Origin of the sequence: Limnohabitans sp. 2KL-1 (genome assembly GCF_003063435.1) — a bacterium.
In the GTDB taxonomy this organism is placed as follows: domain Bacteria; phylum Pseudomonadota; class Gammaproteobacteria; order Burkholderiales; family Burkholderiaceae_C; genus Limnohabitans_A.
The window spans coordinates 600,710-621,661 of sequence record NZ_NESL01000002.1; the positions used below are offsets into that span (position 1 = coordinate 600,710).

A 20,952-nucleotide genomic window follows, 5' to 3' on the forward strand; every position below is an offset into this window, starting at 1 on the left:
AGGTCCGACACATGTCAGTGGGCGTTGCTGGCCAATGCCGCAAAAGCCTTGACCACTTCGGCCGGCGCCTGCACCAATTCGATCAGCACGCCCTCGCCGCCAATCGGGAACTCGTCGTTCGCCTTGGGGTGCAAAAACGTGATGTCAAAACCGGCCGCGCCCTTGCGGATGCCGCCTGGGGCAAAGCGCACGCCTTGCGACGTGAGCCACTCCACTGCCACGGCCAAGTCGTCGATCCACAAGCCAATGTGGTTGAGCGGCGTGGTGTGCACGGCGGGCTTTTTCTCAGGGTCCAGCGGCTGCATCAGATCGACCTCGACCTTGAACGGGCCGGTGCCGATGGCGCAGATGTCTTCGTCCACGTTCTCGCGTTCGCTTTTGAAGGTGCCGGTCACTTCCAGGCCGAACATGTCGACCCAGAGTTTTTGCAGGCGCGACTTGTCAGGCCCGCCGATGGCGATTTGCTGGACACCAAGAACCTTGAAGGGACGTGTCATTTATTCAAACTCCACGATCATCTGGTCCACAGTCAGCGATTCGCCTTTGGCAGCGACCACTTTCTTGACCACGCCGTCTTGCGCGGCAAAGAGCACGTTTTCCATCTTCATGGCTTCGATCACGGCCACGCGCTCGCCCGCTTGCACTTTTTGACCGACGGCCACGGCCACATCCACCAGCAAACCTGGCATAGGTGACAACACAAAGCGGCTCAGGTCGGGCGGTGCCTTGTAGGGCATGAGCTTGTGCAGCTCGGCCATCCGGGGCGACATCACCAGCGCTTCGATGCGGGTGCCGTTGTGTTGCACTTGCAAGGCCAGCGGGTTCTTCAGCGTGCCGCGTTCGATTTGAGCGGTGAACGGCTTGCCATTGCAGGTGCCTTCAATGCGGATGTCGTTCAAACGCGAGTTGCTCTCGATCGCATAAGTTTTGCCATCCACGGTGATCTGCGCTTCGCCATGTTTGCCTGCCGACTCGGCCACATGCACTTGCACGTAACGGTTTTTGCCGCCCTGCCCCAACTCCACCACGGCGTAGTCCTGGCCAATCTTGACGTCGTAGCCCGGCAACTGACCGCTGAGGTTGGCTGCGCGTTGGCGTGACTTGCGACGGACAAAAGCGGCCAATGCGGCGAGGAAGTCGTGGTCGTCGTGCGGCACGTCTTCGGCGCGGAAACCCTGGCTGTACTGCTCTGCGATGAAGCCGGTGTTGAAGTCACCCGACACAAAGCGGGGGTGCGCCAACAAAGCAGCTTGGAACGGGATGTTGGAGCTGATGCCGCGAATGACAAAGCCGTTCAGGGCTTCGCGCATTTTGGCGATCGCGTCGTTGCGGTCTTTGCCGTGCACGATCAGCTTGGCGATCATCGAGTCGTAGAACATCGGGATCTCGCCGCCATCTTGCACGCCGGTGTCCACGCGCACGCCCAGCAGGTCGGCGGTGTTGGCTTGGAACATGGTTTGCTTGGGCGTCTGGAAGCGCACCAAGCGACCGGTGGAGGGCAAGAAATTGCGGAACGGGTCTTCAGCGTTGATACGGCACTCGATGGCCCAGCCGTTGCGTTTCACATCGGCTTGGGTCAGCGTGAGTTTTTCACCCGCCGCGACGCGGATCATTTGCTCCACCAAGTCGAGGCCCGTGATGGCTTCGGTCACAGGGTGCTCCACTTGCAGGCGGGTGTTCATCTCCAGGAAGTAGAAGCTTTGGTCTTTGCCGACCACAAACTCGACCGTGCCGGCCGATTGGTATTTCACCGCCTTGGCCAATTGCACCGCCTGCTCGCCCATGGCTTTGCGGGTGGCTTCGCTGATGAAGGGCGACGGCGCCTCTTCGATCACTTTTTGGTGACGGCGCTGGATCGAGCACTCGCGCTCGTTCAAATAAATCACGTTGCCGTGGCTGTCGCCCAGCACCTGGATTTCAATGTGACGAGGCTCTTCGACAAACTTCTCGATGAACACCCGGTCGTCACCGAAGCTGTTACGCGCTTCGTTGCGGCAGGACGTAAAGCCCTCAAAGGCTTCTTTGTCATTGAAAGCGACGCGCAGACCTTTACCGCCGCCGCCTGCCGAGGCCTTGATCATGACGGGGTAGCCAATGCCCTGGGCAATTTCGACGGCTTTTTCTGCGGTCTCAATCGCGTCGTTCACACCGGGAATGCAGTTCACGCCCGCAGCGCCCGCCAGCTTTTTGGACTCGATCTTGTCGCCCATGGCGGCAATCGAGAAGTGACGTGGGCCGATGAAGGCGATGCCTTCGTCTTCGCAGCGCTTGGAGAACTCGGCGTTCTCGCTCAGGAAGCCATAACCGGGGTGAATGGCTTGTGCGCCTGTGGCCTTGGCTGCGGCGATGATTTTGTCGGCCACCAGGTACGACTCACGCGAAGCCGCAGGGCCAATCAACACGGCCTCATCGGCCAGCATCACATGACGGGCTTCCTTGTCGGCTTCGGAATAAACGGCCACAGTTTGGATGCCCATCTTTTGGGCAGTGGCGATGACGCGGCAGGCGATTTCGCCACGGTTGGCAATCAGGATTTTGGTAAACATGTTCGTTGAGCGATAAGCGTTGAGTGTTGAGCGAAAAATCAGGCGTGGCGTTGGTTCAATACGCTGAACACTTAACGCCAAACGCTGAACCTCAAAGAGGAATATTCCCGTGCTTGCGCCATGGGTTCTCAATCTTCTTGTCTTTGAGCATGACCAGCGAGCGGCAGATGCGCTTGCGTGTTTCGTGCGGCTGGATCACGTCGTCGATGAAGCCGCGTGCGCCCGCCACAAACGGGTTGGCAAAACGGGCTTTGTATTCGGCTTCTTTGGCCGCCAGCTTTTCGGGGTCGCCCTTGTCTTCTCGGAAGATGATTTCCACCGCGCCTTTGGCCCCCATGACCGCGATCTCGGCGTTGGGCCAAGCGAAGTTCACGTCGCCGCGCAAGTGCTTGGAGGCCATCACGTCGTAGGCGCCGCCATAGGCCTTGCGGGTGATGACGGTGATTTTCGGCACGGTGCACTCGGCGTACGCGTACAGCAGCTTGGCGCCGTGCTTGATGATGCCGCCGAACTCCTGGCTGGTGCCGGGCATGAAACCGGGCACGTCGACAAAGGTGATGACGGGGATGTTGAACGCATCGCAAAACCGCACAAAACGGGCCGCTTTGATGGAGCTCTTGATGTCCAGGCAACCGGCCAGCACCAAAGGCTGGTTGGCCACGATGCCCACGGTCTGGCCTTCCATGCGGGCAAAGCCGATCAAAATGTTTTTGGCGTAGTCGGGTTGCAGCTCAAAAAAGTCGCCATCGTCCACTGTTTTGACGATGAGTTCCTTCATGTCATACGCTTTGTTGGGGTTCTCGGGCACCAAGGTGTCGAGGCTCATGTCCAGGCGGCCGGAGGGGTCGCCACTGGCACGCACAGGCGCTTTTTCGCGGTTGTTCAGTGGCAGGTAGTTGTACAGGCGGCGCAGCATCAGCAACGCTTCCACATCGTTCTCAAATGCCATGTCGGCCACGCCGCTCTTGGTGGTGTGTGTCAGGGCGCCGCCCAACTCTTCGGCCGTCACTTCTTCATGCGTCACGGTCTTGACCACTTCGGGGCCAGTCACGAACATGTAAGACGTGTCCTTGACCATGAAGATGAAGTCGGTCAAAGCAGGCGAATACACCGCGCCACCGGCCGATGGGCCCATGATCATGCTGATCTGGGGCACCACACCGCTGGCCATGACGTTGCGCTGGAACACGTCGGCGTAACCGCCAAGCGAAGCCACACCCTCCTGGATGCGGGCACCGCCCGAGTCGTTCAAACCGATCACGGGCGCGCCGACCTTCATCGCCTGGTCCATGATTTTGCAAATTTTCTCGGCATGCGTTTCAGACAACGCCCCACCGTACACGGTGAAGTCTTGGCTGAACACAAACACCAAACGGCCGTTGATCATGCCGTAGCCGGTGACCACGCCGTCGCCCGGAATTTTGTTGTCTTCCATGCCGAAGTCGGTGCAACGGTGTTCGACGAACATGTCCCACTCTTCGAAGGTGCCTTCGTCGAGCAAGACTTCGATGCGCTCACGGGCCGTGAGCTTGCCTTTGGCGTGCTGCGCGTCAATGCGCTTTTGCCCGCCGCCCAAGCGGGCCGCAGCGCGCTTTTTTTCCAGTTGTTCAATGATGTCTTGCATGGTGGCTCTCTTTTCTCCAGGAAGATTTCAAATTAACCCAGCGCTTTGACTTTTCGTTTCATAAGCGCCGAGCAGTTGACGGGCAGCCGTCGACGCGGCCAATTGGCCCGTAGCGACTTGCTGGCTGAGTTGGGGCAGCAGCGTTTGCACACGCGGCTGCGCCCGGAAGTTTTGTTTCAGACCGGCGTCGATGCGCTCCCACATCCACGACAAAGCTTGATGTTGGCGGCGCGAGGCCAAGCGGCCATTGCGGGTTTGCAAGCCCTTGAACTCGCTGACGGCCGTCCAAAAGGTGTCCACGCCCTGGCCCAGCAAGGCGCTCAGCTGCACCACCTTGGGGTGCCACAGCGTGTCGTCAGCATGCGCATGGCCCGAGCCGCCGTGCATGCCCAAGAGCTGCAAGGCGCTGGTGATCTGAAGCTGCGCCCGGGTGGCGGCGATGGCGTCGATGTCGGCCTTGTTGATGACGACCAGATCGGCGATCTCCATCACACCTTTTTTGATGGCCTGCAAATCGTCACCGGCATTGGGCAATTGCATCAGCACAAACATGTCGGTCATGTTGGCCACAGCCGTTTCGGACTGGCCCACGCCCACGGTTTCGACGATCACCACGTCATAGCCTGCGGCCTCGCACACCAGCATGGATTCGCGGGTTTTTTCGGCCACGCCGCCCAAAGTGCCACTGCTGGGGCTGGGGCGGATGTAAGCGCGTTCGTGCACGCTGAGCAACTCCATGCGCGTCTTGTCGCCCAAGATGGAGCCACCCGATACCGTGCTCGACGGGTCCACCGCCAGCACCGCCACGCGGTGGCCTTGGCCGATCAAATACAAACCCAGTGCTTCAATGAAGGTGGACTTGCCCACGCCCGGCACACCGCTGATGCCCAGACGGAACGCGTTGCCCGTGTGCGGCAGCATGGCCGTGAGCAGCTCGTCGGCCAGGGCGCGGTGGTCCGCACGCGTAGATTCCAGCAACGTGATGGCTTTGGCCATGGCGCGGCGCTGCACGGCAGCGTGGCCGTGCAACAGACCTTGGAGCAATTGATGAGGTGTCATGTGGCGCTGGCTGGTTGAACCCAGTTCTCCAACTTCAAACCCTCAATCCGCTCAAACTCCCGCGTGTTGTTGGTCACACAAACGGCATCCAAAGCCAAGGCGTGGCAGCCAATCAACAAGTCCAACTCGCCAATACTTTTGCCTGTTGATCGCAATGCGTGGTGTTGGCGGGCGTAGTGCCACATGGCGTCTTGCGTCCAGGGCAAAACCCGTACTTCGCTCAGGAACAACTCCAGCACCTTGCGGTTGCGCGCTTTTTGATCGCTCTTTTCCACGCCATAAGCCAACTCGGCGGCAACAAGAGCGGACAACACCACACGGTCAGATCCCAGCTCATTCAGGCGCGCCAAAACATTGGGCACGCCACGCTGGATGTAGATCACCATGTTGGTGTCGAGCATGTACAGGGAGGACATCAGTCGAGGCTTTCGATGTCGTCCGGTGGCAGCGTGTGGTCGCGCTCGATTTCTTCAGGCATGCCTTCCCAACCGCTCAAAATGGCTTGCAAGCGCGCGCCCCACTCGCCGGGTTCGTCCTTTTTAGGCCGAAGGATGACGGTGTTGCCCACCTTCTCAATGAACACCTCGGCGGTGTCAAAGCGATAGGCCTTGGGCAGGCGCACCGCTTGGCTGCGCCCTGTGGTGAAAATTTTGGCGGTGTCTGTGATCATGGTGCCGACCCCTTTTTGATAGATACCAAATCATACCTACCATTTTTAAAATCACCAACCGCTTGTTGTGACGCTGTGGGCACCCACTGGCATCCTTGTTTTTTGGCCTCTTGATAAGCCAGCCAATCATCTTGGTTTGCTGAACTCTGGGCCTTGAGCTTGGAACGGATGGCCAACTTGGTCGCCGACAGGTGTTCCATGCTTTCTGGCAAAACTTCCCCGTGCCAGGATGGCTCAAGCGGCAAGCCGTCTTGATTTGCTTGCGCCAAAGCCCGCTCCACCGCCGAAACAATGAACTGAGACGGGCTCACGCCTAAACGACGGGCGGCCTGTTCCAGCTCTATGTCGAGCAAGGGTTCAAGTTGAACGGAGTACAGCATGGGGAACCGATGGAATCTGTGATCAATACCGTTTCAGGGCATCAGCCAGCATCAAGCCACCGCCTTTTTGATGTGTTCCAGCACATCTTTGGCGCTGACAGGGATCGGTGTGCCAGGGCCGTAGATGCCCTTGACGCCCGCTTCGTACAGCATGTCGTAGTCTTGACGCGGAATGACGCCGCCCACGAACACGATGATGTCGTCGGCGCCCTGCTTTTTCAGCTCGGCAATGATGGCGGGCACCAGGGTTTTGTGCCCCGCAGCCAAAGTGGACACGCCCACGGCATGCACGTCGTTTTCAATCGCCTGACGGGCGCATTCTTCGGGCGTTTGAAACAGCGGGCCCATGTCCACGTCAAAGCCCAAGTCGGCAAAGGCGGTGGCGACCACTTTGGCACCTCGGTCGTGACCGTCCTGGCCCAGTTTGGAAATCATCACGCGAGGACGGCGGCCTTGTGCGTCGGCAAAGGCGGCGATGTCGGCTTTGAGCTGGTTCCAGTATTCCATGGTGTCTCCCACGTTTTCACCGTCGTCGTAGGCGGCAGCGTAAACGCCCGTCACCTTTTGTGTGTCGGCGCGGTGGCGGCCAAACACTTTTTCGAGCGCGTCGGAAACTTCACCCACCGTGGCACGCAGGCGAACGGCTTGGATCGACAAGTCCAGCAAGTTGCCTTGACCCGATTCGGCCGAAGCGGTCAAAGCGTCCAATGCGGCTTGCACCTTGGCGCTGTCGCGTGTGGCGCGAATGTGCTTGAGGCGCTCAATCTGACCATCGCGCACTTTGACGTTGTCAATCGACAAGCTGTCCACCGGGTCTTCTTTGGCGAGCTTGTATTTGTTGACGCCGACGATCACGTCCTTGCCGGAGTCGATGCGCGCCTGCTTCTCGGCCGCGGCCGCTTCGATCTTGAGCTTGGCCCAGCCACTGTCCACAGCCTTGGTCATGCCACCCATGGCTTCGACTTCTTCGATGATGGTCCAGGCCTTGTCGGCCATTTCTTGTGTCAACGATTCCATCATGTAAGAACCGGCCCAGGGGTCGATCACATTGGTGATGTGGGTTTCTTCCTGAATGATCAGCTGCGTGTTGCGGGCGATGCGCGAGCTGAATTCGGTGGGTAGCGCAATCGCTTCGTCCAGCGAGTTGGTGTGCAGCGACTGGGTGCCGCCAAACACGGCGGCCATCGCTTCAATCGTCGTGCGCACCACGTTGTTGTAGGGGTCTTGCTCGGTGAGCGACCAACCCGAAGTCTGGCTGTGCGTGCGCAACATGAGGCTCTTGGGGTTCTTGGCGTCAAAGCCCTTCATGATGCGGCACCACAAGAGGCGCGCGGCGCGCATCTTGGCGATTTCCAGGTAGAAGTTCATGCCAACCGCCCAGAAGAAGGACAGGCGACCCGCGAAATCGTCCACGTCCATGCCCTTGGCAATCGCGGTCTTCACATACTCTTTGCCGTCGGCCAGGGTGAACGCCATCTCCAGCGCCTGGTTGGCACCGGCTTCTTGCATGTGATAGCCCGAGATCGAGATCGAGTTGAACTTCGGCATGTTCTTGGCCGTGTACTCGATGATGTCGCCAATGATCTTCATCGACGGCTCGGGCGGGTAGATGTAGGTGTTGCGCACCATGAACTCTTTCAGAATGTCGTTCTGAATCGTTCCCGACAGTTTGTCCTGCGAGACGCCCTGCTCTTCGGCGGCCACCACGTAGCCCGCCAACACCGGCAGCACCGCGCCGTTCATCGTCATGGAGACGCTGACTTTGTCCAACGGGATCTCGTTGAACAGGATCTTCATGTCCTCGACCGAGTCGATCGCGACCCCTGCCTTGCCCACATCGCCTTCCACACGAGGGTGGTCAGAGTCATAACCGCGGTGGGTGGCCAAATCGAATGCGACCGACACGCCCTGCCCGCCTGCGGCCAGCGCCTTGCGGTAAAAAGCATTGGACTCTTCGGCGGTGGAGAAACCGGCGTACTGGCGAATCGTCCAGGGGCGCACCGCATACATGGTGGCCTGTGGGCCACGCAGGAAAGGCTCAAAGCCCGGCAGCGTGTTGGCGTAAGGGAGGTTGGCCGTGTCTTCGGCGGTGTAGAGCGGCTTGACGATGATGCCGTCGGGTGTTTTCCAGTTCAAGGCAGACACATCGCCACCGGGGGCAGATTTAACCGCTGCTTTTTGCCAGGCTTCTAAATTGGAAGCGTTGAATTCAAAGGATTTGGATGTCATGGCGCTGTGCTTTCGGGACAAAAGTGACTTGTTGGGATTTTGGCAGCTGGAGGCTGCATACCGGCTTACAAACACTGTGATTCATAATTATTGATGCAGAATATTCTAACCGGCTTACAATTCGCTCATGTCTGCTTTGTCCCTTGCCCCCCGCGCCTTGTACGAAGAAGTTGCAGAACTCCTGCGACAGCGGATTTTTGCGCGCGAACTGGAACCGGGCAGCTGGATCGACGAGCTGAGGATTGCCGAGGCCCTGGGCATCAGCCGAACCCCCCTGCGCGAAGCCCTGAAAGTGCTGGCCGCCGAAGGCCTGGTGACCATGAAGGTCCGCCGGGGTGCTTATGTCACCGAAGTCAGCGAAAAAGACCTGCGCGACGTCTACCACCTGCTGGCCTTGCTCGAGTCGGACGCAGCCCGCGTGGTGGCGCAAAGCGCCAGCGCCGAGCAAATGGCGCAAATCAGCGCTTTACACGCGGATCTGGAAAAAGCCACCCACGACCGGGACCGCTTTTTCGAGATCAACGAAGCCTTTCACATGCTGCTGCTGGAATTGGCCGACAACCGTTGGCGCGACCAGATGGTGGCCGACCTGCGCAAGGTGATGAAACTCAACCGCCACAGCTCACTGTTCAAAGAAGGCCGGATTGAGCAATCCCTGGCCGAGCACCGCGCCATCGTTCAAGCCTTGACCGCACGCCAGCCCGAGCAAGCGGCCGAGCGCATGTCCGCGCATTTCACAAACGGCTTACAGGCTGCGCAATAAGGCTTCGGCAGGCTTGCCGCCCCGGTGAACCAATGAATTAGGCTTCACCCATAGACCACTCTTGCTTGATAAGCGCGAACTGCAGCATGTCATGGTACTGACCGCCCCAGAAGCCAAGCTGCCGTGACAGCCCTTCCTGCTTGAACCCAAGACGTTCCACGGACCTGATGGATGCTGCGTTTCGGGGATGTACCTGAGCCTCAATCCGGTTAAGTTCCATGTTCTGAAAACCCCAGTCGATGCAGGCAAGGAGTGCTTCTTTCATATACCCCCAGCCCTGCGCCTTGGGGTGCAACTCATAGCCTAAGGTGCATTTGTGCCAGCCTCGATTCCACGCGAAAAGGCCACAAGATCCGACAATGGACGCCTGATCTTTAACTTGGATTCCCCACCTCGCACCGGGATTGGGCTGGGATCGATAACTGGCAAAAAGATCGACCAACTTTGCGGCACCCGCCTCGTCAACGAGTGGATCAACGCCAAACCATTTCATGGTTTCTGGATCACCGTGAATGGCGAACAAGGCCGGCACATCGGCATGCACAATCTCGCGCAAAAGCAGTCGCTCAGTTTCTATGACGGGGAAGTCAGCGATTTTCATAGGGAATCCAAGCGACAGATTGTGAATTAAGAACTCACATTATCCTGACCTTATCGATCCGTATTCCCCAATCAAACCGGAACTTCTGCCCCCCGCGCCAGCGCCGCACGGGCCAAAGCCCAGACCTCACGCGGCGGCAAAGGCTTGAGCTTGTGGTCGCTCCAGACCTGACGCCACAAACGCCCGCCGCGCTGGCCGTGGTACAGGCCCAGCATGTGCCGGGCAATCGCGTACCAAGGGCAGCCGTCTTCGGCAAAGGCGCGTTCCATGTAGGCGACCATGGCCTCTTCCACCGCCTCGCGGCTGGGCACTTCGTGGACATCGCCATAGAACTGTGCGTCCCAGCTGCCCAGCAGCCAAGGGTTGTAATAGGCTTCGCGCCCGACCATCACGCCATCGGCGTGCTGCAGATGGCTGGCGATTTCTTCGTTGGTCTTGATGCCGCCGTTCACGGCGATGACCAGGCCCGGAAAGTCCTTTTTGAGCTGGTAGGCCAACTCGTAGCGCAGCGGCGGGATTTCACGGTTTTCTTTCGGGCTCAAGCCGTCGAGCCAGGCGTTGCGGGCATGGACGATGAACACCTTGCAACCAACATCGCTCACGGTGCCCACAAAGTCGCGCACAAAGTCGTAGCTTTCAATGCGGTCAATGCCAATGCGGTGCTTCACGGTCACGGGCACATCCACCACATCGAGCATGGCTTTAACGCCATCGGCCACTGTTTTCGGCTCGTTCATCAGGCAAGCGCCAAAGGCACCGCGCTGCACGCGGTCGCTGGGGCAGCCGCAGTTGAGGTTGATCTCGTCATAACCCCACTCTTGCCCCAGCTTGGCCGCATGGGCCAGATCGGCCGCATCGCTGCCGCCCAGTTGCAGGGCCACGGGGTGCTCTTCGGCGTTGAAGCGCAGGTGCCGCTGCACGCTGCCGTGGCGCAAAGCGCCGGTGGTCACCATCTCGGTGTAGAGCAAGGTGTGGCGGGTAAGCAGGCGGTGCAGATAACGACAATGTCTATCTGACCAGTCCATCATCGGCGCAACACTCAGGCGCCAGCGTTGAATATCGGGGAATTGCATGGGGGCTGATTATCCTTGCCTCGGTGACCCCGCTCTTGACACCCGTGCACCAACACGCAGGGCAAACAGGTAGCATGCGACATCGGAGCATCCAATTTCAGGGGGGAACACATGAACGACAGCACTGTCTGGTGGCTGGTGACCGGTTTTTTGGTGGCCGCAGAACTGATGACCGGCACCTTCTATTTGCTGATGCTGGCCATCGGCGCTGTGGCGGCCGCACTGGCTGCGCATTTGGGGGCAGGCCTGACGCCGCAGCTGGTGAGCGCTGCCGCCGTGGGCGGTCTGGCCGTGGTCTTGTGGCGGCAAAAAAGCCTGCGCCGCGAGGCGAAAGTCCCCACCGAGCTTCACCTGGACATCGGCGAAACCGTGCAAGTGAGTGCCTGGGACGCTCAGGGCACAGCTCAGGTCAAACACCGGGGCGCCAACTGGACGGCGATTTGCCCGTCTTCGCCCACTCCAGCCCCCGGCCCCCACCGCATACGCGCCATCGAGGGCAGCCGTCTGGTGCTTGAAAAAATCTGATCGTCATTTCAAAAAGGGAGTCTTCACATGGAAATCGCCATTCTTTTTCTCGTCATCGCCGTCCTGTTCGTCATCAAGACCGTCAAGGTCGTGCCCCAGCAGCACGCCTGGGTGGTGGAGCGGCTGGGCAAGTACCACGCCAGCCTCACGCCGGGTCTGAACTTTGTGGTGCCGTTTGTGGACAACGTGATCCAGAAACACAGCCTGAAAGAAATTCCGCTGGACGTGCCCAGCCAGATTTGCATCACGCGTGACAACACGCAGCTGCAGGTCGACGGCATCCTGTACTTTCAGGTGACCGACCCCAAGTTGGCCAGCTATGGCTCATCGAACTACATCACGGCGGTGACGCAGTTGGCGCAAACCAGCCTGCGCAGCGTGATCGGCAAGCTGGAACTGGACAAGACCTTTGAAGAGCGCGACATCATCAACGCGCAGGTGGTTGCCGCTATCGATGAAGCCGCCCTGAACTGGGGGGTCAAGGTGCTTCGCTACGAGATCAAAGACCTGACACCGCCCAGCGAAATCTTGCATGCCATGCAGTCACAGATCACAGCCGAGCGGGAAAAACGCGCCCTGATCGCCGCATCCGAAGGTCGCCGGCAAGAGCAGATCAACATCGCTACGGGCGAGCGCGAGGCCTTCATTGCACGCTCGGAGGGCGAAAAACAAGCAGCCATCAACAAGGCGCAAGGCGATGCCGCTGCCATCATGGAAATGGCCAACGCCACGGCGCAGGCCATTGAGCGCATTGCCGCTGCCATCCGCCAACCTGGCGGTGAGCAGGCAGTGCAGCTCAAGGTGGCCGAACAGGCTGTTCAGGCTTACGGCAAGGTGGCGCAAGACGCCAAAACCACACTCATCGTGCCAAGCAATATGAGCGAGGTGTCTGGCCTGATCGCCTCGGCCATGCAGATGGTGGGCACAGGCAAGCAAATCGGCAACTGACCACATTGAGCCAAGGCCTGCCCAGCGTGCAGGCGCAAAAAAACCCGCCAAGGCGGGTTTTTTTGTGGGTGATGCAAAAGCATCAGCCCATGTGCAAACCGCCGTTGACCGAGAAGTCAGCGCCCGTGGCGTAACCGCCCTCTTCGCTGGCCAGCCAGGCAATGATGGAAGCAATTTCGCTGGGCTTGCCCAGACGCTTGACGGGCACGGTGGCCACGATCTTTTCCAACACATCAGGACGAATGGCGTTGACCATGTCGGTACCGATGTAGCCAGGTGACACGGTATTCACGGTCACGCCTTTGGTGGCCATCTCTTGGGCCAACGCCATCGAGAAGCCGTGCATGCCGGCTTTGGCGGCCGAGTAGTTGGTCTGGCCCGCTTGGCCTTTTTCGCCGTTGACCGAGCTGATGTTGATGATGCGGCCCCAGCCTTTTTCCACCATGTCGGCGACCACTTGCTTGGTCACGTTGAACATGGAGTCCAGGTTGGTGTTCATCACAGCGTCCCAGTCGTCGCGGCTCATTTTCAAGAACATGCGGTCCTTGGTGATACCGGCGTTGTTGACCAACACATCGATACTGCCGTGTTCGGCTTTGGTCTTGCTGAAGGCCTCGACAGTGGAATCCCAATCGCCGACGTTGCCGACCGAGGCGTAAAACGTGAAGCCCAGGGCTTTTTGCTCGTCCAGCCATTTGGCGGCGTCGCGGGTAGGACCGCAACCAGCGATGACCTTGAAGCCCTCTTGGTGAAGGCGCTGGCAAATAGCGGTACCGATACCGCCCATGCCACCAGTGACGTAAGCTACTTTTTGACTCATGGTTTGTCTCCTTGTTATGAGTGAAGTGAAATCAATGATGCCCGCTCAAGTGGCCATTGTTGGCTGCCCTTATACGGTGGGCAGTGCGCCAACAAACGCTGCTTGAGCGCGCAGGTTTTTAAACGCGCTCGATGGCCAGCGACACGCCCATACCGCCGCCGATGCAAAGCGCGGCCAAGCCCTTTTGGGCATTGCTGCGCTGCATTTCGTGCAGCAAAGTGACCAGAATGCGGCAACCGGACGCCCCAATCGGGTGACCGATGGCGATCGCACCACCGTTGACGTTGACCTTGGCGGGATCGATGTCGAGTGCCTGGTTGACAGCGCAGGCTTGCGCGGCAAAGGCTTCGTTGAGCTCGAACAGGTCCACGTCCTGGGCTTTCCAGCCGGCACGGGCCAGGGCCTTTTGCGAGGCAGGCACGGGGCCCATGCCCATGTGGGCAGGGTCCAGACCGCTGGTGCCGAAGGCGGCAATGCGGGCCAGGGGCTTGAGGCCCAAAGCTGCGGCTTTTTTGGCGCTCATGACCATCACGGCGGCTGCGCCGTCGTTGATGCCCGAAGCGTTGCCCGCCGTCACACTGCCGGCCTTGTCAAAAGCCGGACGCAGGCCTGCCAACACTTCGGCGCTGGTTTTCTTGTTGATGAACTCGTCGGTGTTGAACACCAGCGCATCGCCTTTGCGCTGAGGAATCAGCACGTCGACAATTTCGTCCTTGAACTTGCCGGATTCTTGTGCAGCAGCGGCCTTGCGCTGGCTGCCAGCGGCCAATGTATCTTGCATTTCACGGGTGATGCCGTGGGCCTTGGCCACGTTTTCGGCGGTGATGCCCATGTGGTATTGGTTGTAAACGTCCCACAGACCGTCCACGATCATGGTGTCGGTCATCTTCCAGTCGCCCATGCGCTGGCCATCGCGGCTGCCGTTCAGCACATGCGGGCTGGCGCTCATGTTTTCTTGGCCACCCGCGATGACGATTTCGCTGTCGCCCCAGGCCACGGCTTGCGCGGCCAACATCACGGCCTTCAGGCCCGAGCCGCAGACGGCGTTGATGGTGAGCGCTGGTGTTTCTTTGGCCACACCGGCTTTCATCATGGCTTGGCGGGCTGGGTTTTGGCCCACACCCGCGGCCAGCACCTGGCCCATGATGACTTCGCCAATGGCGTCTACCGGCAGGCCGCTGCGCTCCAGCAGGCCTTTGATGACAATGCTGCCCAGCTCGGTGGCGGGGGTCTTGGCGAGCGAGCCGCCGAACTTTCCAACCGCAGTGCGGGCGGCTGCAACGATAACGATGTCTTCCATTTTCAAGTCTCCGTGGGATGGATAAAAATCAGGCTTTGGCCTTCACGTAGCGGCCAGGTGCCGCTTCGATGGCTTTGAATTTGCTGGCTTTGCCGTAGGTTTTGGGGGCTGCAATTTGCTTGCCTGCATGGGTTTTCAGCCAGTCAGACCAGTCGGTCCACCAGCTGCCAGGCTGCTCTTTGGCGCTGGCAATCCAGTCGTTCACATCGGCCGGGAACTTGCTGCTGTCACTCAACCAGTGGCTGCGTTTCTTGGCCGCTGGCGGGTTGATCACCCCTGCGATGTGGCCCGATGCGCCCATGACAAAACGCTTTTTGCCGGGCAGCACCTGGGTGCTGGCATAAGAGCCGCCAATCGGCACGATGTGGTCTTCACGAGAGCCGTAGATGTAGACCGGCATGTCGACCTGGCCCAGATCAATGGCCTCGCCACACACAGTGACCTTACCCGGCTTGACCAAGTTGTTTTCAAGGTAGGTGTTGCGCAGGTACCAGGCGTAGAAAGGACCGGGCAGGTTGGTTGAATCGCTGTTCCAGTACAGCAAGTCGAACGGCGGCGGTGTCTCGCCCTTGAGGTAATTGCCCACCACGTAGTTCCAGACCAGGTCGTTTGGGCGCAGAAAGCTGAAAGTCGATGCCAGGTCCTGCCCTTTGAGCAAGCCACCCTTGCCCATTTGCTGCTCGCGGAACTTGACGAAGTTCTCGTCAATGAACACGTCCAGAATGCCGGTGTCGGTGAAGTTGATCAGGGTGGTCAGGAAGGTGGCGCTGGCCACGGGCTTTTCGCCACGCGCGGCCAGCACGGCCAGGGCGGTCGACAAGATCGTGCCGCCCACACAGAAACCCAACGCATTGATCTTGGGTGCGCCAGTGATGTCCTGCACGGTGTGGATGGCCTGGATGGCGGCTTGTTCGATGTAATCGTCCCAAGTCTTGTCCTTCATGGACTCATCTGGGTTGCGCCAACTGACCACAAAAGTGCGGTGCCCCTGGCTCACGGCATACCGGATGAGGGAATTTTCAGGCTGCAGGTCGAGGATGTAGAACTTGTTGATGCAGGGCGGGATCAACAGGAAAGGTTTTTCATAGACCTTGGCAGTCAGTGGCTTGTATTCGATGAGCTGGAAAAACTCGTTCTCGAACACCACAGCACCCTCGGTGGTGGCCACGTTTTTGCCGACCTCAAACAGGCTTTCGTCGGTCATGGAGACATGGCCTTGCTGCATGTCGTGCATCAGGTTTTGCACGCCTTTGGCAATGCTCTCGCCTTTGGTTTCAACCGCTTTTTTCTGAGCTTCAGCGTTGAAGGCCAAAAAGTTGCTGGGCGCGGCGGCGGCCACCCATTGCTCAATGGCAAAACGAATGCGGGTGCGGGTTTTGTCATCGGCATCCACCGCATCGGCCAGGCCCATCAGGGTGCGGGCGTTGAGGAGGTAGGTGGCGGCGTTGAAAGCGGCCACCGGATTGGAAGCCCAGGCATCGCCCGAAAAACGGCGGTCTTTGACCTGCAAACTGTTGTGCAGGCTCTGATTCCACAAATCCGAGGCGTCTTTGAAGTACTGGCCTTGCAGGGCCTGGAGCTTTTCAGGAGAGAATTTGAGCTGCGGAGCCGCCGAATCGGCACCGGGTTTGAGCCCACCCAAGTCGATGGTCTGAAAATGCTGCATGGCCTGCCCCCAGCTTTTGGACAGGTTCTGCTGGAACCCCTCACTCATTTGGGCCCAGAATTCTGGCGTTGAAGCGCTCATGTGTTGTCTCCTGAAGAATTCATTTTTTTCGAATCACCTGAGCGAAGTATCTTTCAATTTATTGTCACCTAAATTACAAGGCAAAAAAATTTATGTATTTGATCGTGATCGCCTGGCTGTATGTGACCTTGCTCATGGCACTGGCTGAAGCTTTTAGTACTCAAGGAAGTGTCTTGGGGGCGATCATCACGTTTGTGTTTTATGGCTTGCTGCCCATGGCTTTGGTGGTTTACCTGATGGGTACCCCGCTGAGGTACAAAGCCCGAAACAAAGCACATCAACCCGCTCAAGAAGAAGTTGTGATGGCTCCAGCAAACATCGATTCAAGTGTCGAGCCAGATGCAAGCGGCCATTCGCCCGGTTTGTCCGAAGCGGCGACTGTCACGGCGGTGCGAAAAGAACAGGTCCGCCTGTGACACCGTGCACCAAGACGGACTGCTGTCATTGCCATAGACTTGCGACAAACCCAAGGCTTGCAAACGCAGCCTGGCCAATCCCGCCAGATCAGCCTTGAATTTGCCCTCGGCTGAGGGCGCGAACAACGCCGAGACCGATGGTGAGCCATCGTCCAAAGCGGTTTTGACTTCAGGCCCCACCTCAAACGCCTGCGGGCCGATGCATGGCCCCAACCAAGCCAGCACCTCGGTCACATTGACGCCAGCATGCAACAAATCGGACCACAGGACTTCCAGCACCCCCTGCCCCTGCTGGCCTGCAAGCCCACGCCATCCAGCATGAACTGCGGCCACCCATTGCCCTGCACCATCGCACAGCAGCACGGGCAAGCAATCGGCCACCATGATGGTGCAGGCCACCTCGCGGCAATCGGTCCAGCAAGCATCCGCCTGAACGCCATCCACCGAGGAAGAGTGCAAACGCACCGGGTGAACGCCATGCACTTGTTGTAAAAAAACAGGACGCCTCTCGATCACCTCGGCCAATCGCTGCCGATTGGACTGGACATGCGCGGGGCTATCGCCCACATGGTCCCCTAGGTTCATTCGGTCCCAAGGCGGCAAAGACACCCCCGCATGGCGACTGGTCATGAGCGCGCGCGCAGGCGCGGGCCAGTTGGGCAAAATCCAATGGTTAGGAATGTCTCGCATCGTCAAATCATAGAGGTTGGGCAGAACATCGAAGGACTTTTATTGTGTAATCCTTGGATGTCCAGCGAATCCCAAGCCCCCGCATTGCCCTGGATTTTGGCCAATGAGCCATTGCCCCCCGCCACCTCGGCATGGGGTCCCTCATCCCCTGCGCCCGGCTTGCTCGCAGCCAGCAGCGACCTGTCTGCTGAACGCTTGCTGCAAGCGTATGCCCAAGGCATTTTTCCCTGGTTCAGCCCCGGTCAACCGGTTCTTTGGTGGAGCCCTGACCCTCGCATGGTGCTGCAAACTGACCAATTTCGCTTCCACAGGTCGCTGCGCAAAACCCTCCAACGTTGGCAGCTTTCACCCGATTTCGAGTTGTGCTTTGACCGGGATTTCCCACAAGTCATCCGTCGCTGCGCTGAGGCCTATCGGCAAGGCCAGAATGGCACTTGGATCGTGCCCCAAATGGTCACAGCCTATGAGGACTTGCATCGTCTGGGCTTTGCCCACAGCTGCGAAGTCTGGCTCAGGGGTGAGCTCGTAGCGGGTTTGTATTTTGTGGCACTGGGTCACGCTGTTTTTGGTGAGTCGATGTTCACCCGCCTCACCGATGGCTCCAAGTTGGCTTTGAGTTGCCTGGTCAGTGTTTGCCGCCAGCATGGCATCCTCGCCATCGACTGTCAGCAAAACACGCGCCACCTGGCGTCAATGGGTGCCCGTGAAGTCCAAAGGAGTGAATTCTTTTGCACCCTGCAAACCGCACAAAAACAACCGAACATCCCGTGGGCCACGCAAACTTTATACTGGCCCACCTTGATGGCTCTGGACCCTCGCAAGTGACCCTTCTGAAAGACCTTCCGCTTCAGGCGCTGCAGTTTTATGCCACTGCCCCTTATGAGTGCAGCTATCTCTCGCATCGCTCTGCGCGATCGCAAGTGGCCACGCCCAGCCATTTGATTCACAACGAGGTCTATTCGGACTTGGTTGAACAAGGTTTTCGCCGCAGCGGGATGTTCACCTACCGACCCTACTGTGATGGCTGCCAGGCTTGCCAGCCTTTGCGCGTCAAAGTGGCCGAATTCAAGCCTGACCGGAGCCAATGCAGAGCACTGAAGGCGCATCGGCATTTGAGCGTTCGGGTGCTGGATCTGCATTTCGCGCCAGAACACTACGCCCTGTATTTGCGCTATCAGAATGCCCGCCACTGCGGCGGCGGCATGGATCAAGACAGTGTGGACCAGTACACACAATTCCTTTTACAAAGCCGCGTTAATTCACGCATCATCGAATTCAGGCTGCCCCGGGCAGATGGTCAGCCAGGTGACCTCAAGATGATCAGCATCGTGGATGTCCTGAACCACGGCCTGTCTGCGGTTTACACCTTTTACGAGCCCGATGACCGCGCCAGTTACGGCACTTACGGCGTGCTCTGGCAGATACAACAGGCACGCGACTTGAGCTTGCCTTTTGTTTATCTGGGTTACTGGATAAAAGGCAGTTCAAAAATGAATTACAAATCGCGTTTCAAGCCATGCCAGTTGCGGGTGCATGGCGAATGGCGCGATTTTGACGGCGCGAACCCGCCCTGACCTCCAGGCATGCTCAGCCTTCATTTCACAGTGTAAAATATACTGGCATCTGCAGTACACGATGAAAAAAGATCCCGCCCTTCCCAACACGCCCACCATTCAGGTGATTGAGCGCATGTTCAGCTTGATTGATGTTTTGGCTTCGCGCGAAGAAGCCATTTCGCTCAAAGAAATCAGCCAGAAAACAGGTCTTCACCCTTCAACGGCCCACCGTATCCTGAATGACCTGGCCACGGGCCGCTTTGTCGACCGTCCGGAGGCAGGCAGCTATCGCTTGGGCATGCGTTTGCTGGAGCTGGGCAACATGGTCAAAGGTCGCCTGAATGTGCGCGATGCCGCCTTGACGCCCATGCGTGATCTGCACAAGTTGATCCAACAACCGGTCAATCTGAGCATGCGCCAAGGCGATGAAATCGTCTACATCGAACGCGCTTACAGTGAGCGCTCGGGCATGCAAGTGGTGCGCGCTATTGGGGGCCGAGCGCCCTTGCATCTGACGTCTGTGGGCAAGCTTTTTCTGGCTGCAGATGACCCCTTGCGTGTTCGCTCTTACGCCACACGAACAGGCCTGGCCGGTCAGACACGCAACAGCATCACGCAGCTGCAAGTGCTCGAAAGAGAGCTGGCTCGCGTCAAACATTCAGGGGTTGCTTTCGACAATGAAGAGCTTGAGCTGGGTGTGCGCTGCATCGCAGCAGGCATCTATGACGACCAGGGCAAGCTGTTGGCTGGTTTATCCATTTCCGCGCCAGCTGACCGGCTAGACGAAAGTTGGCTGCCCAAACTGCAGGAAACGGCCAAAGAAATATCCGGCACCCTTGGGCATCACTCAGCCCACTGAGGCTGCGCTCAGTGGCATGGCGTCCCTTGCTGGACGCCGACTACTCAACCGGGCAACTGTCCCGTCGACCGATTCTGGCTTGATTGATAGGCAGATTTTTTCTCCACCCATTTGCGCACGCGCTCGGCATCACCGATGCGGCTGAGTTTGCCGGCAGAATCGAGAAAAACCATGATCAGTTTGCGACCCGCAACTTTGGCTTGCATCACCAGACACTGACCGGCCTCGGAGATGTACCCGGTTTTTTGCAGGCCGATTTCCCACTCCGGGTTCTTCACCAAGCGATTGGTATTGTTGTACTGCAGCGTGCGGCTTCCGACTTCAACCTCACGACCGTGTGAAGTTGACAACTCCCGCAGCATGGGTTCTTTGTAGGCCGCGCCCACCAACAAGGCCAAGTCATTTGCACTTGACTGGTTGCGGCTGGATAAACCTGTCGGCTCCACATAACGGGTATCGGTCATGCCCAACATTTGAGCACGCTGGTTCATGCGCGATACAAATTCATGAAGACCACCCGGAAACGTTCTGCCCAGCGCATGTGCTGCACGGTTTTCACTGGACATCAAGGCCAAATGCATCAATTCGCCTCGGCTCAACTCCGTGCCTACCGCCAACCGCGAGGAACTGCCCTTTTCCGTGTCCACATCGGCCTGGGTGATCGTGATGCGCTCCATCATCGACAAATTGGCTTCCGAGACCACCAAACCCGTCATGAGTTTGGTCAGCGATGCGATAGGCAAAACGGCATGGTCATTTTTGCGGAACAAGACCTCCTGAGTTTCCTGATCCACCACAAGCGCCACACTGGAGCGCAAGTCCAGCGCATCCGAAGTGGACCGCAATCCAGCGATCTGACCAAAAGAGGCTTTGACAGGCTGAACATTCTGTCGGGACTTGACCCTGGAAGTCTTCTTGGCAGCTTGCACGTTCTGACGCGGTGTGGTTTTACCCGTGCTCTTGCCTGTCTTCTGAACTTTCTTCGGCGTTTGCTTGCCTGTTTGCGCATACGCCAGGCTCGACTGACCTGCCACGATGGTCAACAAACCCACCGACATGAAGAAAACAGCCACACGCAACCATGCTTTGGGAGAGGGAGAAAATGCAGCGAATTTCAATGTCGTGTCCTGGCAGGCTAAAGGGGAT

The 20,952-nt window shown here is 58.5% G+C and carries 21 protein-coding genes; 6 read left to right on the forward strand and 15 right to left on the reverse strand.

The window, feature by feature from the left end; genetic code table 11:
- Nucleotides 1–14 precede the first annotated feature (14 nt).
- From B9Z47_RS07190 to scpA, 8 genes are all read right to left on the reverse strand, one after another.
- The gene (locus B9Z47_RS07190) at nucleotides 15–497 is read right to left on the reverse strand and encodes a VOC family protein (RefSeq protein ID WP_108330538.1); all 483 of its coding nucleotides are present in this window, start codon (nucleotides 495–497) and stop codon (nucleotides 15–17) included.
- On the reverse strand, nucleotides 498–2,546 hold the full coding sequence (locus tag B9Z47_RS07195) for an acetyl/propionyl/methylcrotonyl-CoA carboxylase subunit alpha (protein WP_108330539.1): 2,049 nt from the start codon (nucleotides 2,544–2,546) through the stop codon (nucleotides 498–500).
- 91 nt (nucleotides 2,547–2,637) lie between these two features.
- Nucleotides 2,638–4,170, reverse strand: a complete 1,533-nt coding sequence (locus tag B9Z47_RS07200) for an acyl-CoA carboxylase subunit beta (protein ID WP_108286564.1) — start codon at nucleotides 4,168–4,170, stop codon at nucleotides 2,638–2,640.
- A gap of 27 nt (nucleotides 4,171–4,197) precedes the next feature.
- Nucleotides 4,198–5,229: a methylmalonyl Co-A mutase-associated GTPase MeaB gene (gene meaB, locus B9Z47_RS07205; RefSeq protein ID WP_108330540.1), complete on the reverse strand. Its 1,032-nt coding sequence runs from the start codon at nucleotides 5,227–5,229 to the stop codon at nucleotides 4,198–4,200.
- Nucleotides 5,226–5,645 (reverse strand): type II toxin-antitoxin system VapC family toxin, encoded by a 420-nt coding sequence (locus B9Z47_RS07210; RefSeq protein WP_108330541.1) that lies wholly within the window; start codon nucleotides 5,643–5,645, stop codon nucleotides 5,226–5,228. The genes meaB and B9Z47_RS07210 overlap by 4 nt, the downstream gene beginning before the upstream one ends.
- Nucleotides 5,645–5,899, reverse strand: a complete 255-nt coding sequence (locus tag B9Z47_RS07215; RefSeq protein WP_108330542.1) for an antitoxin — start codon at nucleotides 5,897–5,899, stop codon at nucleotides 5,645–5,647. Before B9Z47_RS07215 ends, B9Z47_RS07210 begins: the two co-directional genes overlap by 1 nt.
- Nucleotides 5,896–6,279, reverse strand: a complete 384-nt coding sequence (locus B9Z47_RS07220; protein ID WP_108330543.1) for a CopG family transcriptional regulator — start codon at nucleotides 6,277–6,279, stop codon at nucleotides 5,896–5,898. The genes B9Z47_RS07215 and B9Z47_RS07220 overlap by 4 nt, the downstream gene beginning before the upstream one ends.
- A gap of 51 nt (nucleotides 6,280–6,330) precedes the next feature.
- Nucleotides 6,331–8,508 carry a methylmalonyl-CoA mutase gene (scpA, locus tag B9Z47_RS07225; protein ID WP_199226290.1) on the reverse strand — a complete coding sequence of 726 codons (2,178 nt, stop codon included), beginning with the start codon at nucleotides 8,506–8,508 and terminating at the stop codon, nucleotides 6,331–6,333.
- Nucleotides 8,509–8,635: 127 nt separating this feature from the next.
- Between scpA and B9Z47_RS07230 the strand changes: the two genes are divergently transcribed.
- Nucleotides 8,636–9,271: a GntR family transcriptional regulator gene (locus tag B9Z47_RS07230; protein ID WP_108330544.1), complete on the forward strand. Its 636-nt coding sequence runs from the start codon at nucleotides 8,636–8,638 to the stop codon at nucleotides 9,269–9,271.
- A gap of 37 nt (nucleotides 9,272–9,308) precedes the next feature.
- On the opposite strand, the gene B9Z47_RS07235 is transcribed toward B9Z47_RS07230, so the two are convergent.
- Nucleotides 9,309–9,872 carry a GNAT family N-acetyltransferase gene (locus B9Z47_RS07235; RefSeq protein WP_199226291.1) on the reverse strand — a complete coding sequence of 188 codons (564 nt, stop codon included), beginning with the start codon at nucleotides 9,870–9,872 and terminating at the stop codon, nucleotides 9,309–9,311.
- A gap of 71 nt (nucleotides 9,873–9,943) precedes the next feature.
- Nucleotides 9,944–10,945, reverse strand: coding sequence for a tRNA dihydrouridine(20/20a) synthase DusA (dusA, locus tag B9Z47_RS07240; RefSeq protein ID WP_108330545.1), 1,002 nt, complete (start codon nucleotides 10,943–10,945; stop codon nucleotides 9,944–9,946).
- A 111-nt stretch (nucleotides 10,946–11,056) separates the two neighbouring features.
- Between dusA and B9Z47_RS07245 the strand changes: the two genes are divergently transcribed.
- Together B9Z47_RS07245 and B9Z47_RS07250 are read left to right on the forward strand one after the other, a co-directional pair.
- Nucleotides 11,057–11,470 carry an NfeD family protein gene (locus tag B9Z47_RS07245; RefSeq protein WP_108330546.1) on the forward strand — a complete coding sequence of 138 codons (414 nt, stop codon included), beginning with the start codon at nucleotides 11,057–11,059 and terminating at the stop codon, nucleotides 11,468–11,470.
- 27 nt (nucleotides 11,471–11,497) lie between these two features.
- On the forward strand, nucleotides 11,498–12,418 hold the full coding sequence (locus tag B9Z47_RS07250) for an SPFH domain-containing protein (RefSeq protein ID WP_108330547.1): 921 nt from the start codon (nucleotides 11,498–11,500) through the stop codon (nucleotides 12,416–12,418).
- 82 nt (nucleotides 12,419–12,500) lie between these two features.
- Here the strand turns inward: B9Z47_RS07250 and phbB are convergent, their stop codons facing one another.
- From phbB to pgeF, 4 genes are all read right to left on the reverse strand, one after another.
- Nucleotides 12,501–13,238, reverse strand: a complete 738-nt coding sequence (gene phbB, locus B9Z47_RS07255) for an acetoacetyl-CoA reductase (protein ID WP_108330548.1) — start codon at nucleotides 13,236–13,238, stop codon at nucleotides 12,501–12,503.
- 118 nt (nucleotides 13,239–13,356) lie between these two features.
- Nucleotides 13,357–14,538 carry an acetyl-CoA C-acetyltransferase gene (locus B9Z47_RS07260; protein ID WP_108330549.1) on the reverse strand — a complete coding sequence of 394 codons (1,182 nt, stop codon included), beginning with the start codon at nucleotides 14,536–14,538 and terminating at the stop codon, nucleotides 13,357–13,359.
- Between the two features lie 28 nt (nucleotides 14,539–14,566).
- Entirely contained in the window at nucleotides 14,567–16,285 is a 1,719-nt protein-coding gene (locus B9Z47_RS07265) for an alpha/beta hydrolase (protein ID WP_108330550.1), read from the reverse strand.
- A 323-nt stretch (nucleotides 16,286–16,608) separates the two neighbouring features.
- Entirely contained in the window at nucleotides 16,609–17,391 is a 783-nt protein-coding gene (gene pgeF / locus B9Z47_RS07275) for a peptidoglycan editing factor PgeF (RefSeq protein ID WP_108330552.1), read from the reverse strand.
- A gap of 57 nt (nucleotides 17,392–17,448) precedes the next feature.
- On the opposite strand from pgeF, the gene aat reads away from it, so the two are divergent.
- The 3 genes from aat (at nucleotide 17,449) to B9Z47_RS07290 (ending at nucleotide 19,806) form a co-directional block, all read left to right on the forward strand.
- Nucleotides 17,449–18,216, forward strand: coding sequence for a leucyl/phenylalanyl-tRNA--protein transferase (gene aat, locus B9Z47_RS07280; RefSeq protein WP_108330553.1), 768 nt, complete (start codon nucleotides 17,449–17,451; stop codon nucleotides 18,214–18,216).
- Nucleotides 18,213–18,965, forward strand: coding sequence for an arginyltransferase (locus tag B9Z47_RS07285; RefSeq protein WP_108330554.1), 753 nt, complete (start codon nucleotides 18,213–18,215; stop codon nucleotides 18,963–18,965). The genes aat and B9Z47_RS07285 overlap by 4 nt, the downstream gene beginning before the upstream one ends.
- Nucleotides 18,966–19,026: 61 nt before the next feature.
- Nucleotides 19,027–19,806 carry an IclR family transcriptional regulator gene (locus B9Z47_RS07290; protein ID WP_108330555.1) on the forward strand — a complete coding sequence of 260 codons (780 nt, stop codon included), beginning with the start codon at nucleotides 19,027–19,029 and terminating at the stop codon, nucleotides 19,804–19,806.
- Nucleotides 19,807–19,850: 44 nt separating this feature from the next.
- Here B9Z47_RS07290 and B9Z47_RS07295 read toward each other — a convergent pair whose 3' ends face one another.
- A complete protein-coding gene (locus B9Z47_RS07295) occupies nucleotides 19,851–20,864 on the reverse strand; it encodes a serine hydrolase (protein ID WP_108330769.1) in 1,014 nt (337 codons plus the stop codon).
- Between the last annotated feature and the right edge of the window lie 88 nt (nucleotides 20,865–20,952).

Bases quoted from the DNA above. Each gene is read 5' to 3' on its own strand.
- B9Z47_RS07290 (WP_108330555.1), top strand. From the start codon at position 19,027: ATGAAAAAAGATCCCGCCCTTCCCAACACGCCCACCATTCAGGTGATT.
- phbB (WP_108330548.1), bottom strand. From the start codon at position 13,238: ATGAGTCAAAAAGTAGCTTACGTCACTGGTGGCATGGGCGGTATCGGT.
- B9Z47_RS07200 (WP_108286564.1), bottom strand. From the start codon at position 4,170: ATGCAAGACATCATTGAACAACTGGAAAAAAAGCGCGCTGCGGCCCGC.
- B9Z47_RS07250 (WP_108330547.1), top strand. From the start codon at position 11,498: ATGGAAATCGCCATTCTTTTTCTCGTCATCGCCGTCCTGTTCGTCATC.
- aat (WP_108330553.1), top strand. From the start codon at position 17,449: ATGTCCAGCGAATCCCAAGCCCCCGCATTGCCCTGGATTTTGGCCAAT.
- B9Z47_RS07195 (WP_108330539.1), bottom strand. From the start codon at position 2,546: ATGTTTACCAAAATCCTGATTGCCAACCGTGGCGAAATCGCCTGCCGC.
- B9Z47_RS07260 (WP_108330549.1), bottom strand. From the start codon at position 14,538: ATGGAAGACATCGTTATCGTTGCAGCCGCCCGCACTGCGGTTGGAAAG.
- pgeF (WP_108330552.1), bottom strand. From the start codon at position 17,391: ATGCGAGACATTCCTAACCATTGGATTTTGCCCAACTGGCCCGCGCCT.
- meaB (WP_108330540.1), bottom strand. From the start codon at position 5,229: ATGACACCTCATCAATTGCTCCAAGGTCTGTTGCACGGCCACGCTGCC.
- B9Z47_RS07265 (WP_108330550.1), bottom strand. From the start codon at position 16,285: ATGAGCGCTTCAACGCCAGAATTCTGGGCCCAAATGAGTGAGGGGTTC.
- B9Z47_RS07295 (WP_108330769.1), bottom strand. From the start codon at position 20,864: ATGTCGGTGGGTTTGTTGACCATCGTGGCAGGTCAGTCGAGCCTGGCG.
- B9Z47_RS07220 (WP_108330543.1), bottom strand. From the start codon at position 6,279: ATGCTGTACTCCGTTCAACTTGAACCCTTGCTCGACATAGAGCTGGAA.
- B9Z47_RS07190 (WP_108330538.1), bottom strand. From the start codon at position 497: ATGACACGTCCCTTCAAGGTTCTTGGTGTCCAGCAAATCGCCATCGGC.
- scpA (WP_199226290.1), bottom strand. From the start codon at position 8,508: ATGACATCCAAATCCTTTGAATTCAACGCTTCCAATTTAGAAGCCTGG.
- B9Z47_RS07210 (WP_108330541.1), bottom strand. From the start codon at position 5,645: ATGTCCTCCCTGTACATGCTCGACACCAACATGGTGATCTACATCCAG.
- B9Z47_RS07245 (WP_108330546.1), top strand. From the start codon at position 11,057: ATGAACGACAGCACTGTCTGGTGGCTGGTGACCGGTTTTTTGGTGGCC.
- B9Z47_RS07215 (WP_108330542.1), bottom strand. From the start codon at position 5,899: ATGATCACAGACACCGCCAAAATTTTCACCACAGGGCGCAGCCAAGCG.
- B9Z47_RS07230 (WP_108330544.1), top strand. From the start codon at position 8,636: ATGTCTGCTTTGTCCCTTGCCCCCCGCGCCTTGTACGAAGAAGTTGCA.
- dusA (WP_108330545.1), bottom strand. From the start codon at position 10,945: ATGCAATTCCCCGATATTCAACGCTGGCGCCTGAGTGTTGCGCCGATG.
- B9Z47_RS07235 (WP_199226291.1), bottom strand. From the start codon at position 9,872: ATGAAAATCGCTGACTTCCCCGTCATAGAAACTGAGCGACTGCTTTTG.